The sequence below is a fragment of the Streptomyces albofaciens JCM 4342 genome (genome assembly GCF_008634025.1).
Taxonomy (GTDB): Bacteria; Actinomycetota; Actinomycetes; order Streptomycetales; family Streptomycetaceae; genus Streptomyces; species Streptomyces albofaciens.
Genome location: NZ_PDCM01000001.1, coordinates 408,977 through 423,446 on the forward strand (window position 1 = coordinate 408,977; position 14,470 = coordinate 423,446).

The window sequence follows — 14,470 nt, forward strand, 5'->3', positions numbered from 1 at the left end:
ATCCGGAAGGAGCCGCAGTATGCGCGCCCTGCTGGCCCGCGTAGACGCGGTGCTCGTCCAGGCGGTCATCGCCGCCGCTCTGTCCTTCGCCCACCTGCACGACATCGCCTCGGCGGCCGGGCAGGACGGGTGGAAGGCATGGGCGTACCCCATCTCCGTTGACCTGCTGCTGGTGGCCGCCTGGCGGCGGCTGCGAACCAGCGACGAGAAAGCGGCCGGGTGGTGCTGGTTCATGATCGCACTGGGCGCCTCGCTGGGCGCCAACGTCGCCACCGCCGGACTGCTCGACCTGAACCACGTACCGGCCTGGCTACGCATCCTCGTCGCGGGATGGCCTGCGGTCGCCTTCCTCGGCGGCACGCTCCTCGCTCACTCCGCAGCGATTCCGGCAGAGGCACCCACCGCCGACGAGGACCAGGAGGAGCCCTCGGCCATCGAGGACCAGGAGGACGCGCCCGACCCGGCACCGGCACTCACGCCGCCACCGATCCCCGAACCGACCCCCACGCCCCCTGCGGTCTCCGTCCCGGCCGCCCTGGTCGAACACGCCCGCAAGGTCGCCACCGAGCACCACACCCGCACCGGCACCGCCATCGACACCCCGACCCTGCGCGCCCGCCTCGGCGTCTCCCTGCCGATCGCCGACGCCATCGCTGCCCAGCTCTGAGAGGAGATCCACATGAGCGCCAACCGCCGCTTCCGCTCGGTCACCCGCATCGGTCCCGTCCAGGTCGGCACGTCCTACGACGGTCGCGGCCGGGAGAAGCACACCGCCGCCTGCACGGCCCCGCGTTGCGGCTTCTCCGCCGACTACGACAGCCGCGCCGCCGCCGAGCTGGCCGCACGTACCCACCGCTGCCCCGTCCGCTGATCCATGCGCCGAAAGGATTCCGCCCCGTGACCGTCAGCCTGCCGCTCGTCGTCGTCCTCGGCCTCTTCGCCTGGGGTGCGGTCAAGTACCTCGGCGTCCGCATCTGGATCGTCGTGGTGATCGCGCTCTTCGGGTTCTGGCTCTCGCACACCTTCATGGCGCCGGCCATCGAGAACGGCACGCGCTCCGGCGTGAACATCATCAACGGCTCACATGACTAGACGAGTAGGTAAGGAGACCTCTGTCGTGTTCCTGCCCAAGTACCCCGACAGTCCGACACCGCCCACCCACATCACGCCCACCGCCACCGCCCCGGCCCCCGCACGACGGTCCGTCCCTCAGGTCTCCGTCAGCACCGGAGCGGTCGCCGCCCTCCTCGTCGGCGGGGTGGTGCTGACCGCGCTCCTGGCCGCCGTCGCCGTCTCGGCCGTGTCCGTGGCGGTCGCCGCCGTCGTCCTGCGCTCGCTGCTCCGCGATCACCACCGCCGCTGACCGACCAGCAGCACACCGAACCCCCGGGTCGGCCTCGATACCGCCAAGCATCCGCCGCCCCGGGGGCCCTCCACCTTCCAGCCGAAGCCAGAAGGAGAAAGGCCATCATCACCCCCGCCACCCCACCCCCGCTCATCGAACTCGGAGAACTGGCCGCCCTCGGCACCATGCCTGCACTCCTGCGCCAGCTCTCCAGCCTCGGCGGCTGCACCCACCCGATCCGCCTCGACGGCCACCGCACTGAACACGCCTTGAACACCCACACCGGCGAGATCGGCAACGTCCTCCACCACCTCGACTCCTCCACCCTCCCGGCCGGTCACCTCCTGGTCCGCTGCAACAACCGCCGTACCACCCGCTGCGCGGCCTGCTCCGAGGTCTACCGGCGCGACACCTTCCAACTGATCACTTCCGGCCTGCGCGGTGGGAAAGGCGTCCCGGAACGCGTCGCCGCTCACCCGCGTGTCTTCGCCACCTTCACCGCTCCCGGCTTCGGCCCGGTCCACAACCGCCCTACCGGGCCCACTGGTTCGGTCCGCCGCTGCCGCTGCGGCGCCTTCCACGACCAGGAGGACACCGCCCTCGGCACCGCACTCGACCCCGACACCTACGACTACGAAGCCGCCGTCCTCTGGAACGCGCACGCCGGTGCCCTCTGGCGGCGCTTCTCCATCTACCTTCGACGGGAGGTCGCCAAGCGCGCCGGCCTCACTCAGCGCGCGTTCCGGCAGTACGCCCGGGTGTCCTTCGCCAAGGTCGCCGAGTACCAGAAGCGCGGCGCCGTCCACTTCCACGCGGTCATCCGCCTCGACGGCCCGACCGGCAGCGACACCCCGCCGCCCGCCTGGGCCACCGCCGAATTACTCGCCGACGCCATCCAGGCCGCCGCCACCGCCGCCCGCGTGGACGGCCCCGTGATCGACGGCCGGGAACACGTCTTCACCTTCGGCCGCCAGCTCGACGTACGAACCATCCGCTCGGCCGACTTCGACGGCGGCCAGGAGCTGACCGAACGGGCCGTGGCCGCGTACATCGCCAAGTACGCCACCAAGGGCGCCGAGACCGCGACCGGAGCCCTCGACCGCCCGCTGAAGTTCCTCGCCGAACTAGTCCAGCTCGACATCAACGACCACGCTCGCCGCCTGGTCCGAACCGCCTGGACCCTCGGCGCCCGCAAGGAACTGGAAGACCTCCGGCTCCGCGCCTGGGCCCACATGCTCGGCTTCCGCGGCCACTTCTCCACCAAGTCCCGCCGCTACTCCACCACCCTCGGCGCCCTCCGCGACGCCCGCGCCGAATGGCGCCGCGCCCAGGCCGCAGCAGAGACCGAGACAGCTCCGGACACCACCCTCGTCCTCGCCCACTGGGTCTACGCCGGAACCGGCCTTACCAACGCCGAAACCTGGCTCGCCGAAAGCCTCGCCCGCGACACCACCCGCGAACTACACACCGCACTCGGCACCGAAGGGGAGTGGTGACCATGGCTGATCGCCTGCTGACCGTGGAACAGGTCGCTGACCGGCTCGGCACGACGGTGCGCTTCCCTCGGCGGCTGATCGAGGAACGGCGCATCGAATACGTGAAGCTTGGTCGGCACGTCCGCATCCCTGAGCGGGCCGTGAATGCCTTCGTGGCGTCGCACACGGTCGCGCCCGCCGTTCGTCATCTGCGGGGTGCGGCCTGATGGCAGGGAAGAAGCGTTCGTTCGGCCGGGTCCGCAAGCTCCCGTCCGGCCGGTACCAGGCTCGGTACCTGGGCCCCGACGGGATCGACCGACCGGCACCGCATACCTTCCGTACGAAGCGGGAGGCGGATGGCTGGCTTGCGGATCGGCAGAGTGAGGTCCGTGCGGGTGACTGGCAGGCCCCTGACGCGGGGGCGGTGAACTTCAAGGTCTACGCCTTGCAGTGGGTGGATGAACGCGGGCTCGCAGCGACCACTGATGAGCTGTACCGCCGCTTGCTGCGGCTGCACGTTCTGCCGACGTTCGAGGGCCTGGATCTCGATGAGATCACTCCACCACGGGTCCGGACCTGGCGTACTGAGCGGTTGCAGACGACGGGGGCCGCCACGACCGTGGCCAAGGCGTACCGGCTGCTGAAGGCCATCATGGAAACGGCCGTCGAGGATGAGCTGATCCGCCGTAACCCGTGCCGGATCAAGGGGGCCGGTAAGGAGTCGGCGAAGGAGCGGCCTACCGCCACCGTCGAGCAGGTGGACGCTCTGGCGGATGCCATGGGGCCCCGCTGGCGGCTGATGGTCTACATCGCCGCGTACGGTCCGGCCCGGCCGGAGGAGCAGGCCGCGATGCGCCGCCCGGACGTGGACCTGGAGAACGTCGGTGTGTGGATTCGCACAGCCGAACCTGAGCTGACGACAGGTCGGCGCGCGCCGGGCGACACCAAGTCAGCGGCAGGGAAGCGCTTTCTCGTCCTGCCGAAGTTCATGGCGGTCGACCTGGAACGGCATCTCGACTGGTACGCGGCGAAGGAGCCGAACGGACTGCTGTTCGTGGGGGAGCGCGGCAAGCCGTTTCGGCGGTCCACCTTCGGGCGAAAGTGGCGCAAGGCTCGTGCGAGGGTCGGGTTGCCCGATGACTTCCGGTTCTACGATCTTCGGCACACCGGGCACACGCTCTCGACGCGATCCGGCGCGACCCTCAAGGACACGATGGTCCGTGCCGGCCAGTCCTCGGAGCGGGCCGCGTTGATCTACCAGCACTCGGACATGGAGCGGCAGAAGGAGGTGGCCAGCGGCATCGACGCCCATGTTCGTGCTGAGCGGCAGAAAGCCAAGGCGGCTCGTGATCAAGAGCGATCGGGCACGCAACGGGCACGGGAGGCTTAAGCCGGTCTAGACAACAAACAAGGCCCAGGTCTGCGACCTGGGCCTTAACTCTGGAGCGGGTGACGGGAATCGAACCCGCGCTCTGAGCTTGGGAAGCTCATGTTCTACCATTAAACTACACCCGCTTGACGCGCCGCCCGTAGTGAGGGCGGTGCAGCGTCGCACACTCTACCCCATCGCAGGCCCCCGGTGCAGTTGACCGTGGGGTCCGGTCGTGTTCGGGGGGTGGGTTGCGGTGTGGGGTGCGGGAGTTGGGGCGTACGGTGGGGGCGCGGAGTGCCGCGTGTGGTGGCGCCCAGTTCATCCCCTAATGTGGCTTTTGTTGTCCACGCGTTTGGGAGAAGGACTTGATGGAGCGCACCGTCGTACGTTGTGCCGAAGGGCACGTGTTCAGCACCGCTTCGTTTCCCATGCAGACCACGGACCGGCTCGGTCCCGGCCGCCTGCTGCGGTGTCCGCGCTGTGCGCGGCTGCGGCATTCGGTGCCGGTGGGGGGCGAGAAGCGCTGAGGCGCGGTGGCCGCCGGTGAGTCGTTGAGGACCGGCCGGACCGGCCGGGCGGTGGAGAGGTGATGTGGACGGCAGCCGGTGGAGCGGCTGTGTGAGTTCCGGGCGAGGGCCCGGCCCCGGAGGCGGGGCCGGGCCCTCGCCGTATCGGACGGGGAGGGCGGGGCGGCGGTGTGCGGAGCGGGTCGGTCCGGGCGCGTATCCTCGATGCGTGCTTCTCTCAGACAAGGACATCCGGACCGAGATCGACGCGGGCCGGGTCCGCATCGATCCCTACGACGAGTCGATGGTGCAGCCGTCGAGTATCGATGTGCGCCTCGACCGGTACTTCCGGGTGTTCGAGAATCACCGGTACCCGCACATCGACCCCGCGGTGGAGCAGCAGGACCTGACGCGCGAGGTGGTGCCGGAGGGGGACGAGGCGTTCATCCTGCACCCCGGTGAGTTCGTGCTCGCCTCGACGTACGAGGTCATCACGCTGCCCGACGACCTCGCGTCGCGGCTGGAGGGGAAGAGCTCGCTGGGGCGGCTGGGGCTGCTGACGCACTCCACGGCCGGCTTCATCGACCCCGGTTTCAGCGGGCATGTCACGCTGGAGCTGAGCAATGTCGCGACGCTGCCGATAAAGCTGTGGCCCGGCATGAAGATCGGGCAGCTGTGCATGTTCCGGCTGACGTCGGCCGCCGAGCATCCGTACGGCTCCGAGAAGTACGGCTCGCGGTATCAGGGCCAGCGGGGGCCGACGCCCTCGCGGTCGTACAAGAATTTTCATCGGACACAGGTCTGAGGGTGCGAGAGAACCAGTGAGTGGTGTGCGGGAGAACCTGACGTACGAGCGCTTCGGCGGCGCGATTCGCGAGCTGGCGCAGACGATCGCCGACGACGGGTACGAGCCCGACATCGTGCTGTCGATCGCGCGCGGCGGCGTCTTCGTGGCGGGCGGTCTGGCGTACGCGCTGGACTGCAAGAACATCCACCTGGTGAACGTGGAGTTCTACACCGGCGTCGGCACGACCCTGGAGATGCCGGTCATGCTGGCGCCGGTGCCGAACGCGATCGACTTCTCCGACAAGAAGGTGCTGATCGCGGACGACGTCGCCGACACCGGCAAGACGCTGAAGCTGGTGCACGACTTCTGCCTGGGGACGGTGGCCGAGGTCCGCAGCGCGGTGATCTATGAGAAGTCGCACTCGCTGGTGAAGTGCGAGTACGTGTGGAAGCGCACGGACGAGTGGATCAACTTCCCGTGGAGCGTCGAGCCGCCGGTGGTGCGGCGCGAGGGGCAGATCCTGGACGCCTGAGGGAGGCGGCTCCGGGCGCCCGGGGAAGACCGCTCCGGGCGCTGAGGGAGACCGTTCCCGACGGAAGGCCCACCGAGTTTTCGGTGGGTCTTCTGTGTTTACGGGGCGGAAGGTGAATTCGGGCCAATCCCGTTCCGGGTGTTCCACCCGTGGCTACCTCCGAGTAGAAACCGGCGGAAACAGCAGACCGGAGGGGAGGCCCAAGGGTGCGTGCGAGAGCAGGGCGGCTGTTGGCCGCCGCAGCGGCGTTGGCGGTGGGGTTCGGCGGAGCGGGCACGGTCGCGGGGGTGGGCGCCGGTACGGCGGTGGCCGCCCAGGCCGGTCCGGCGGCCGCCAAGCCGCTGCCGCCCGAGCTGGAGAAGATCCGGGCGGCCGAGGCCGTCAAGCTGTACGGGGACGCGGCCGAGCGGCCGGCCGGGCAGCGGAAGACCTCCTTGATCTCGCTGGGCGACAGCGAGATATCGGGGGAGGGCGTCGGTACGTACGAGCCGGGGACGAACGGGCCCGACAACTGGTGTCACCGCTCGCCCGAGGCCGCCATCCACCGCACCGGGATACCGGCGGACGTGACGTACAACGTCGCCTGCTCCGGCGCGTACACCGGCAACATCAACATCGGCGGGACCAAGCAGTACGCCGACGAACTGGTGCAGAGCGACAACCTGGCGATCAAGGCCCGCAACACCCGGCTGAAGATGGTGCTGCTGGTGGCCGGGGCCAACGACGACCTTCAGTTCGGGCCGGTGATGACGGACTGCGTCACCCGCTGGTTCACCTTGCAGGGCACCTGCGAACCGAAGTACGCGCCGGGCTGGCAGGGCCGTGTCGACGCGCTGGTGCCCAAGGTCGAGCGGAGCGTGCGCGACCTGCGGACCGTGATGCGCGACGCGGGGTACGCGGACGGCGACTACAAGCTGGTCGTGATGGGCTACCCGAGCCCCATCGGGCCGGACATCGAGGACAACCCGAACTTCCCGGGCAAGCTGCCGGGCGGATGCACGGGCTACACCTCCGACTCCGCGTGGGGACGGAACGTTGCCGTTCCGACGTTCGAGAAGGGGATGCGGAAGGTCGCCGCGGACACCGGCGCGACCTACCTCGACAACTCGCGGCTCTTCCACGGCCACGAGGTGTGCATGGAGGACACCTGGGCCCGCGGCCTGTACGTGGACCTCACCAACCCCTTCCCGCCGGACTCCAACTCCGTACGGCAGTCCTTCCACCCGAACGCGCGCGGCCACGGCGCCTTCGCCTCCTGCCTGACGCAGCTGTACGCGTCCGACCGGCGCGAGGCCTCCTGCGCCGACCCGGCGAGCACCGGGCAGCCGAAGCTGTACCCGCTGGCCTGGGACGACGTGTACCGGCCGCTGAAGAACGCGGGCACCGGAAGCTGTGTGGACGCCAAGGGCGCGAGCAGCGGAAACGGTACGGCGGTGATCGGCTGGGACTGCAACGGACAGCGGAACCAGGACTGGTGGCACGACACGGAGCGCCGCTCGGTGCACGTGGGCCTGACCCAGGACCGGTGCCTGGACGTGCCGGGCGCGAAGTACGAGGCCGGGGCCGGGCTGGTGCTCTGGAACTGCTCGGGCGCGGCCAACCAGCAGTTCGTGAAGGACGCGGGCAGCGGCTCGGTCCGGCCGGCCGCCGCGCCGGGGCTGTGCCTGACGCTGGGCTCGGCCAAGGACGCGGTACGGCTGCAGAAGTGCGACGGGTCGGCGGGGCAGCGGTTCGCGTGACCGGCTCTTGGGCGCCGTGATCGGCTCTTGCGCGCAAGGCCCCGCTCCGGGAGAGCGGGGCCTTGCGGCGGAGGCAGGGTGGGGGATCGGCGTGCGGGGTGTGCGGCCGGGCCGGTGTACGGGGTGTGCGGCCGGCCCGGCCTACGGGGCGTACGCCGGGCCGGTCTACGGCTAGAGCGTGCCCAGTTTGACCAGGGCCAGCAGCGCGACCAGCTGGATCGCGGCGGCGCCCAGCGCCTTGGGCCACGGGAGGTCGTGCGACTTGCTCACCATCGAGGTGAAGAGCGCGCCCGCGGCCAGCCAGGTGGCCCAGCCCACCACCTGCACCAGGGTGCTGTCGCCGCCCAGGAACATCGCGAAGAGCAGTCTCGGCGCGTCCGTGATCGACATGATCAGCATGGACAGGCCGACGGTCGGCTGCCAGGCGCCGTCGCCGCCGAGCTGGCGGGCGAGGGTGTGGGTGACCGCGCCCAGGATCAGTCCGCCGACGACGAACATCACGGCGGTGATCAGCACCCACGGGATGCTGTTGGAGAGCGTGGCGTTCAGCACGTCCTCGCGGGCCTTGTCGAAGCCGAAGACCGCGAGCAGGCCGTAGACGAACGTGACGATCAGGGCCGGGCCCCAGACCGGGTGGTCGCGCATCTGCCAGAAGGTCGGGTTCGGCCGGGTGACCAGGCCGGTCAGCAGCTGCTTCCAGGGCAGCCGGGGGCCGGCCGGCGGGGCCGTGGCCTGGCCCGCGCGGTAGGTGCCGCCGTCGGCGTAGCCGTCGTCGCCGTACTGGCCGCCGTAGCCGTCGTCCGCCGGGGGGCCGTACGCGTCCGGAGCCTCGCCGACGCTGAACTGCTGGGTGTGGCCCGGGGCGTTGTCGTTGGCGTACGGCGCGTAGGACTGCTGCTGCGGCTGGTAGCCGCCGTCCCCGAAGTACTCGGGCTCGCCGTGCCGGTCGCCGCCGTACGGACCCGGTTGCGGGCCGCCGTACGACTGCGGGGGCTGCGGTGGCCGGTGCGGTTGCTGCTGCCACTGCTGCCCGTGCGGAGACGGGGGCTGCTGCCCGTACGGCTGTCCCTGCCCGCCGTACGGCGCCTGCTGCCCCTGCGGACCGTACGGAGCCTGCTGCCCCTGCTGCTGCCCCTGTTGCGCGGTCCGGGCGTCCCGTCCGCGACCCATCCTGAATCCAGCCACGTCATCGAACGTACCTGGTCTCGGCGGCCCGGGGGCCGGGCCCGGGGACAGCGGCCCGCTTTGCTGCCGAGCTGTGACATCCCCTAGGGGAGCGGGGTGCGCTTCCCCGACGGGAAGGGGGCACGGCTCCCCGAGGGGAGTGGGCGCGTTCACCGACGGGCGTGGGCGCGTTCACCGAGGGGAGTCGGTGCGCTTCCCCGAGGGGAGTCGGTGCGCTATCCCGAGGGGAGTCGGCGCGCTTCCCCGAGAGGACGCGGAGAATCCCCTTCACCGGGGCCGTCACTGGCTTCACCGGCCCGTGAGGCATCGGATCATCGTCGTCCGACGCCTCACGGGCGGGTGGGTCCGGCAGCGGTTACGGGGGGATACCGGCCGGTACCCAGGGACCACGGTCCACCGGTGAATGCCGCCGTCGGCACTCACGGAGGGACGTACGCATCGGCGACGCCGACCGGGCCCTGGCACCCAGACCGTAGCCGTACGGGAGCGGCGGCATGATCCATTCTGCGCAGGCGGTATCCGGATCACGCTGCGTGTTCGTGGGCGGGGCCTGGCTGCCCGCGGGGACGCGTGCGCGGGTGCCCGCCCGCCGTCGCGCGAGGACGATCGCCCGCCGTCGCGTCAGGGCGCCTGCAACGTCTGGGAAGGCGTCTCCCCGAACCGCTCGCGGTAACTGCGCGCGAAGCGCCCGAGGTGCACAAAGCCCCAGCGGTACGCCACTTCACCCACACTCAGCTCGCCCGGCCCCGCCCGCCGCAGCTCGTCCCGTACGCGGCTCAGCCGTACGTCGCGCAGGTACGCCATCGGCGACATGCCGACGTGCCGGCGGAAGCCCTCCTGGAGCCACCGCACGCTGACCTGTGCGACGGCGGCGAGTTCGGCGGTGTCGAAGGGGTGCTCGGGGCAGTCCTGGATGGCGTCCAGCGCGCGCTTGACGGGCGCCGGGCGGTACGAGGGCGCGGGCGGGCGGCTCAGCTCCTCGCGGTACGGATGGTCGGCGGCCAGCAACAGCCCGCTCAGCAGCGCCTCTTGCAGCGGGGCCGACACCAGCGGCTGGTGCAGCAGGCCGCCCGCGTCCTGGACGTCCCGTACGGCGGCCCGTACCAGTCGTGCCCAGCTGAGCCCCGGGCCGCGGGACACGTCGAAACCGGCGGCGAAGCGCACCGGCGCGCCGACGGTTCTGCCGAGCATGTGCTCCAGGTGCCGCTCCAGATCCGCCGTACGGATCTTCAGCGCCAGCAGCCGGCAGCCGGCGTGCCACCGGTCGATGGTGGTGCTGCCGTCCGGCTGGAACACCCCGGCCCGGTCCGGGGTGGCGGTCTCCGCCGCGCCCGTACCCTGCCGCCACTGGATGCTGCCGCTCAGCGGTACGTCGACGTGGTACGAGCCCAGCTCCCCGGACCGCAGCCGCAGATCGGTGCCGAATCCCACCTCACCGACGGTGACCGCGCCGAGCTGCACCACGTCGAGGTGCGCGCCCACGTCGTCGCCCGGGCGGAGCCGGTCGATGTGGGTGACGTAGAAGGCCTTGCCGAGCATCCACCGGGCCTCGTCGAGGTCGGCCGTCCGCAGGGACAGCACCGGGGGTGCCGACGGTGACGCCGCTCCCGGCTCAGCAGACATGTCCAGCACGACCCTTCCCCCGGGCTGACAGGTTCCCCCGGGCAGACAGAACCGTCCGTCCGGCACTGCCCGCCTCAACTGCGCACTCGGGAAAGGATATGTGCAGGGGGCAGTCGGGTGGCGGTGGTTCCGGGGTGGACGGCCATCCCCCCGGCTCCGCCTCCCGGGCACCGGCCCCTGAGGGGCGGGCGCCCTGTGGATCAGGACGATTTCGCCGCGCCGCCCGTCACCCGCTCGTACAGCTCCCGCGCCTGCCGGTCGAAGAGGACGGCCGTCGACTCGGCGTCCGTGTCGCCGCCGCTCAGCACGCCGATCAGGCGGCCGGGGCGGCGGGCGTCGTGGTGGTCGGCGAGCCAGGGGCTGCCGCTGGTGCCGTCGTGGAAGCCGCCGCACCGCATCAGCATCATGTACGGCTGGTCGTCGTCGCGCTGGGTGTCCGTGGCGCAGGTGATCGGGTGGTTGTCGGGGTTGTACGCCTCATTGGGGTAGCCGACGACGGTGACGTGGCGGCGGGGGCCGGAGGACCAGTCGGGGGTGGCGGCGCCGACGACCTCCTGCACGGAGCGGCCCTGGGCGTCCGGCTCGACGGTCAGGAAGGCGTAGTCGCCCCGGTCGCCGTCCTCCTCCTGCCACGCCCGTGGCACGTGGATGCCGTTGACCTTCCACTTCCCGTACGGGAACGTGCCTTCGCCGGCCCCGGAGAAGCGCGGCGCGAACTGCAGGTCGCCGGTGATCGGCCCGGACTCCTTCCCGCCGTCCGGGTCCCCGCCCTTGCCCTCGTCCTCGTCGCCGTCCTCGTCGCCGTCCTCGTCGTCGTCCTGGAAGTGGACGCAGTGCGCGGCGGTGACGAGCACATTGCCCTTCGGGCTGTCGACGACGCTCGCGGTGCAGTGGTGCTCCCCGTCGGCGAACAGGACGCCGACGAAGGGCAGCCCCTCGAAGTGCCGGGCGGCGGGCTGCGAGGGGTCCGCCGCCCGCGAACTCCCGCCACAGCCGGTGAGCCCGACGAGTGCGGCCATCGCGGCAGCGGCGGCGGTGACGGTGGTGGCGGCTGTGGCGACAGGGGTCCGGGCGGATCTCATGTACGGGACGGTACGTCGCGCCGCGTGTGTACGCCGCTCCACGGGCCTACGCCGGTACGGCCTCGGCACGTCGGGACGGAGGTGGAGCGTCGGGACGAGGACGGAGCGACGGGACGGCAACGTATCGATGACACGTGACCGTATCGATGGCGCGCGACCGTATCGATGACACGTGACCGTATCGATGGCGCGCGACCGTAGCGATGACACGTGACCGTAGCGATGACACGTGACCGTATCGACGGCACGCTTCCGTATCGATGACACGTGACCGTATCGACGGCACGCTTCCGTATCGATGACACGCATGCGTACCGACGCAACGCACCCGGCCGCCCCCACCGAAGCGGGAGCGACCGGGTGCGGGGCAGGGGAGCCGGGGGATCGGGGGCCGGGGAACCGGGCGACCGAGGAATCGGACGGAACCGGCTACTTGACCGGCTCCGGCTCCGGCGCGTCCGTCGCGGCCTCCTCGCCCGCCGGGTCGACCGGCGTCTTGACGGAGTCCAGCAGCAGCTGGGCCACGTCCACGACCTGGATGGACTCCTTCGCCTTGCCGTCGTTCTTCTTGCCGTTGACCGAGTCGGTCAGCATGACCAGGCAGAACGGGCAGGCAGTGGAGACGATGTCCGGGTTCAGGGACAGGGCCTCGTCGACGCGCTCGTTGTTGATGCGCTTGCCGATCCGCTCCTCCATCCACATGCGCGCGCCGCCCGCGCCGCAGCAGAAGCCGCGCTCCTTGTGGCGGTGCATCTCCTCGTTGCGCAGTCCGGGCACCTTGGCGATGATCTCGCGCGGCGGCGTGTAGACCTTGTTGTGGCGGCCCAGGTAGCAGGGGTCGTGGTACGTGATCAGGCCCTCGACCGGGGTGACGGGGATCAGCCTGCCCTCGTCGATCAGGTGCTGGAGCAGCTGGGTGTGGTGGATGACCTCGTACTCGCCGCCGAGCTGCGGGTACTCGTTCGCGATCGTGTTGAAGCAGTGCGGGCAGGTCGCGACGATCTTCTTCTTGGCCTTCGGGACGGTGACGCCCTCGTCCGCATCCTCGCCGAACGCCATGTTCAGCATCTCGACGTTCTGCTGTCCGAGCTGCTGGAAGAGGAACTCGTTGCCCAGGCGGCGGGCCGAGTCGCCGGTGCACGCCTCGTCGCCGCCCATGATCGCGAACTTCACGCCCGCGATGTGCAGCAGCTCGGCGAACGCCTTGGTGGTCTTCTTGGCGCGGTCCTCCAGGGCGCCCGCGCAGCCGACCCAGTACAGGTAGTCGACCTCGGTGAGGTCCTCGATGTCCTTGCCGACGACCGGGACCTCGAAGTCGACCTCCTTGGTCCACGCCAGGCGCTGCTTCTTGGCCAGGCCCCAGGGGTTGCCCTTCTTCTCCAGGTTCTTCAGCATCGTGCCGGCCTCGCTGGGGAAGCTGGACTCGATCATGACCTGGTAGCGGCGCATGTCGACGATGTGGTCGACGTGCTCGATGTCGACCGGGCACTGCTCGACGCAGGCGCCGCAGGTAGTGCAGGACCACAGGACGTCGGGGTCGATGACGCCGTTTTCTTCGAGGGTGCCGACCAGGGGGCGCTCGGCCTCGGCCAGCGCCGCCGCCGGCACGTCCTTGAGCTGGGCCGCGGTCGCCTTCTCGGCGCCCTCCTCGTCCTTGCCGCCCCCGGCGAGCAGGTACGGGGCCTTGGCGTGCGCGTGGTCGCGCAGCGCCATGATCAGCAGCTTCGGGGACAGCGGCTTGCCGGTGTTCCAGGCGGGGCACTGCGACTGGCAGCGGCCGCACTCGGTGCAGGTGGAGAAGTCGAGCAGGCCCTTCCAGGAGAAGTGCTCGATCTGGGAGACGCCGAACTGGTCGTCCTCGCCCGGGTCCTCGAAGTCGATCGGCTTGCCCGCGCTGGTCATCGGCTGGAGCGCGCCGAGCGCCACGTCACCGGAGGCCTCGCGCTTGAACCAGATGTTCGGGAAGGCCAGGAAGCGGTGCCAGGCCACGCCCATGTCGGTCTTCAGCGCGACCGTGATCATCCAGATGAAGGAGGTCGCGATCTTCAGGCCGGCGAAGAAGTAGGTGAGGTTCTGGAGCGTGCCGACATCCATGCCCTCCAGCCAGGAGACCACCGGGTACGAGATGAAGAACGAGGCCTCGTAGCCGTCCACGTGGTGCTGGGCGCCCTCCAGCGCGTGCAGCATGAAGATGCAGACGCCGACGATCAGGATGACCGCCTCGACGAAGTACGCCTGCCCGAAGTTGGAGCCGGTGAACCGGGACTTGCGGCCCGCCTTGCCGGGCTTGCTCAGCTGCCGGATGACGATCAGGAGCAGGATGCCGAGCACCGTCATCGTGCCGATGAACTCGACGAAGACGTTGTACGGCGCCCACTCGCCGATGACGGGCAGCAGCCAGTCGGCCTTGAAGAGCTGGCCGACGGCGTTGACGATCGTCAGCAGCAGCGAGAAGAAGCCCACCGCCACGAACCAGTGCGCCGCGCCGACGATGCCCCACTTGTTCATGCGGGTGTGGCCGAGGAACTCCTTGACCACCGTGACCGTGCGTTGCTTCGGGTTGTCGGTCCGGGTGCCGGCCGGTACGGGCTGGCCGAGCCGCAGCTGCCGGACGATCTGCAGGATGGCACGGCCGAACAGTGCGACGCCGACCGCGATTAGGACCAGCGACACGATGATCGCGGCGAGTTGCATGGGTGGCTCCTCGGGCCTGCGAGTGCGGGGGTTACGGGGAATACTTCTGGAGGGGCTGCGCGTACGCGCGAGGGGTACACGGAGTCCGCGGGGACAAGATCTACAGCGATTACTAAGCAGTAACTTTTCG

Annotated in this window: 14 protein-coding genes and 1 tRNA gene; 10 read left to right on the forward strand and 5 right to left on the reverse strand. The window is 70.3% G+C overall.

The features are described from left to right. The first annotated feature begins 19 nt into the window (after nt 1-19). The 7 genes from CP973_RS01965 to CP973_RS01995 all read left to right on the forward strand — a co-directional run bounded on the left by CP973_RS01965 (nt 20) and on the right by CP973_RS01995 (nt 4,210). The gene (locus CP973_RS01965) at nt 20-667 is read left to right on the forward strand and encodes a DUF2637 domain-containing protein (protein WP_150237030.1); all 648 of its coding nucleotides are present in this window, start codon (nt 20-22) and stop codon (nt 665-667) included. A gap of 12 nt (nt 668-679) precedes the next feature. Then, nucleotides 680-871, forward strand: a complete 192-nt coding sequence (locus CP973_RS01970) for a mobile element transfer protein (RefSeq protein WP_004986816.1) — start codon at nt 680-682, stop codon at nt 869-871. Nucleotides 872-897: 26 nt separating this feature from the next. Beyond that, nucleotides 898-1,092 carry a hypothetical protein gene (locus CP973_RS01975; protein ID WP_030023165.1) on the forward strand — a complete coding sequence of 65 codons (195 nt, stop codon included), beginning with the start codon at nt 898-900 and terminating at the stop codon, nt 1,090-1,092. 25 nt (nt 1,093-1,117) lie between these two features. Further along, the gene (locus tag CP973_RS01980) at nt 1,118-1,363 is read left to right on the forward strand and encodes a SpdD protein (protein WP_150237031.1); all 246 of its coding nucleotides are present in this window, start codon (nt 1,118-1,120) and stop codon (nt 1,361-1,363) included. A 167-nt stretch (nt 1,364-1,530) separates the two neighbouring features. Then, a complete protein-coding gene (locus CP973_RS01985; protein WP_150237033.1) occupies nt 1,531-2,841 on the forward strand; it encodes a replication initiator in 1,311 nt (436 codons plus the stop codon). Between the two features lie 2 nt (nt 2,842-2,843). Beyond that, entirely contained in the window at nt 2,844-3,047 is a 204-nt protein-coding gene (locus tag CP973_RS01990; RefSeq protein WP_150237035.1) for an excisionase family DNA-binding protein, read from the forward strand. Beyond that, on the forward strand, nt 3,047-4,210 hold the full coding sequence (locus CP973_RS01995) for a tyrosine-type recombinase/integrase (protein ID WP_150237038.1): 1,164 nt from the start codon (nt 3,047-3,049) through the stop codon (nt 4,208-4,210). The genes CP973_RS01990 and CP973_RS01995 overlap by 1 nt, the downstream gene beginning before the upstream one ends. 51 nt (nt 4,211-4,261) lie before the next feature. Here CP973_RS01995 and CP973_RS02000 read toward each other — a convergent pair. Continuing rightward, a tRNA-Gly gene (locus tag CP973_RS02000) sits at nt 4,262-4,335 on the reverse strand. A 592-nt stretch (nt 4,336-4,927) separates the two neighbouring features. On the opposite strand from CP973_RS02000, the gene dcd reads away from it, so the two are divergent. The 3 genes from dcd (at nt 4,928) to CP973_RS02015 (ending at nt 7,756) form a co-directional block, all read left to right on the forward strand. Further along, nucleotides 4,928-5,503: a dCTP deaminase gene (gene dcd / locus CP973_RS02005; protein ID WP_150237040.1), complete on the forward strand. Its 576-nt coding sequence runs from the start codon at nt 4,928-4,930 to the stop codon at nt 5,501-5,503. 16 nt (nt 5,504-5,519) lie between these two features. Beyond that, nucleotides 5,520-6,017: a phosphoribosyltransferase gene (locus CP973_RS02010; RefSeq protein ID WP_030180867.1), complete on the forward strand. Its 498-nt coding sequence runs from the start codon at nt 5,520-5,522 to the stop codon at nt 6,015-6,017. A gap of 206 nt (nt 6,018-6,223) precedes the next feature. Continuing rightward, complete coding sequence (locus tag CP973_RS02015; protein ID WP_425281925.1) at nt 6,224-7,756, forward strand: ricin-type beta-trefoil lectin domain protein; 1,533 nt, start codon at nt 6,224-6,226, stop codon at nt 7,754-7,756. Between the two features lie 171 nt (nt 7,757-7,927). Here the strand turns inward: CP973_RS02015 and CP973_RS02020 are convergent, their stop codons facing one another. From CP973_RS02020 to CP973_RS02035, 4 genes are all read right to left on the reverse strand, one after another. Continuing rightward, nucleotides 7,928-8,926 (reverse strand): Yip1 family protein, encoded by a 999-nt coding sequence (locus tag CP973_RS02020; protein WP_150243007.1) that lies wholly within the window; start codon nt 8,924-8,926, stop codon nt 7,928-7,930. Nucleotides 8,927-9,562: 636 nt separating this feature from the next. Beyond that, a complete protein-coding gene (locus CP973_RS02025) occupies nt 9,563-10,564 on the reverse strand; it encodes an AraC family transcriptional regulator (protein ID WP_244409242.1) in 1,002 nt (333 codons plus the stop codon). A gap of 200 nt (nt 10,565-10,764) precedes the next feature. Next, nucleotides 10,765-11,646 carry a trypsin-like serine peptidase gene (locus tag CP973_RS02030; protein ID WP_244409243.1) on the reverse strand — a complete coding sequence of 294 codons (882 nt, stop codon included), beginning with the start codon at nt 11,644-11,646 and terminating at the stop codon, nt 10,765-10,767. Nucleotides 11,647-12,075: 429 nt separating this feature from the next. Continuing rightward, entirely contained in the window at nt 12,076-14,340 is a 2,265-nt protein-coding gene (locus tag CP973_RS02035; RefSeq protein WP_150237044.1) for a (Fe-S)-binding protein, read from the reverse strand. Nucleotides 14,341-14,470 lie beyond the last annotated feature (130 nt).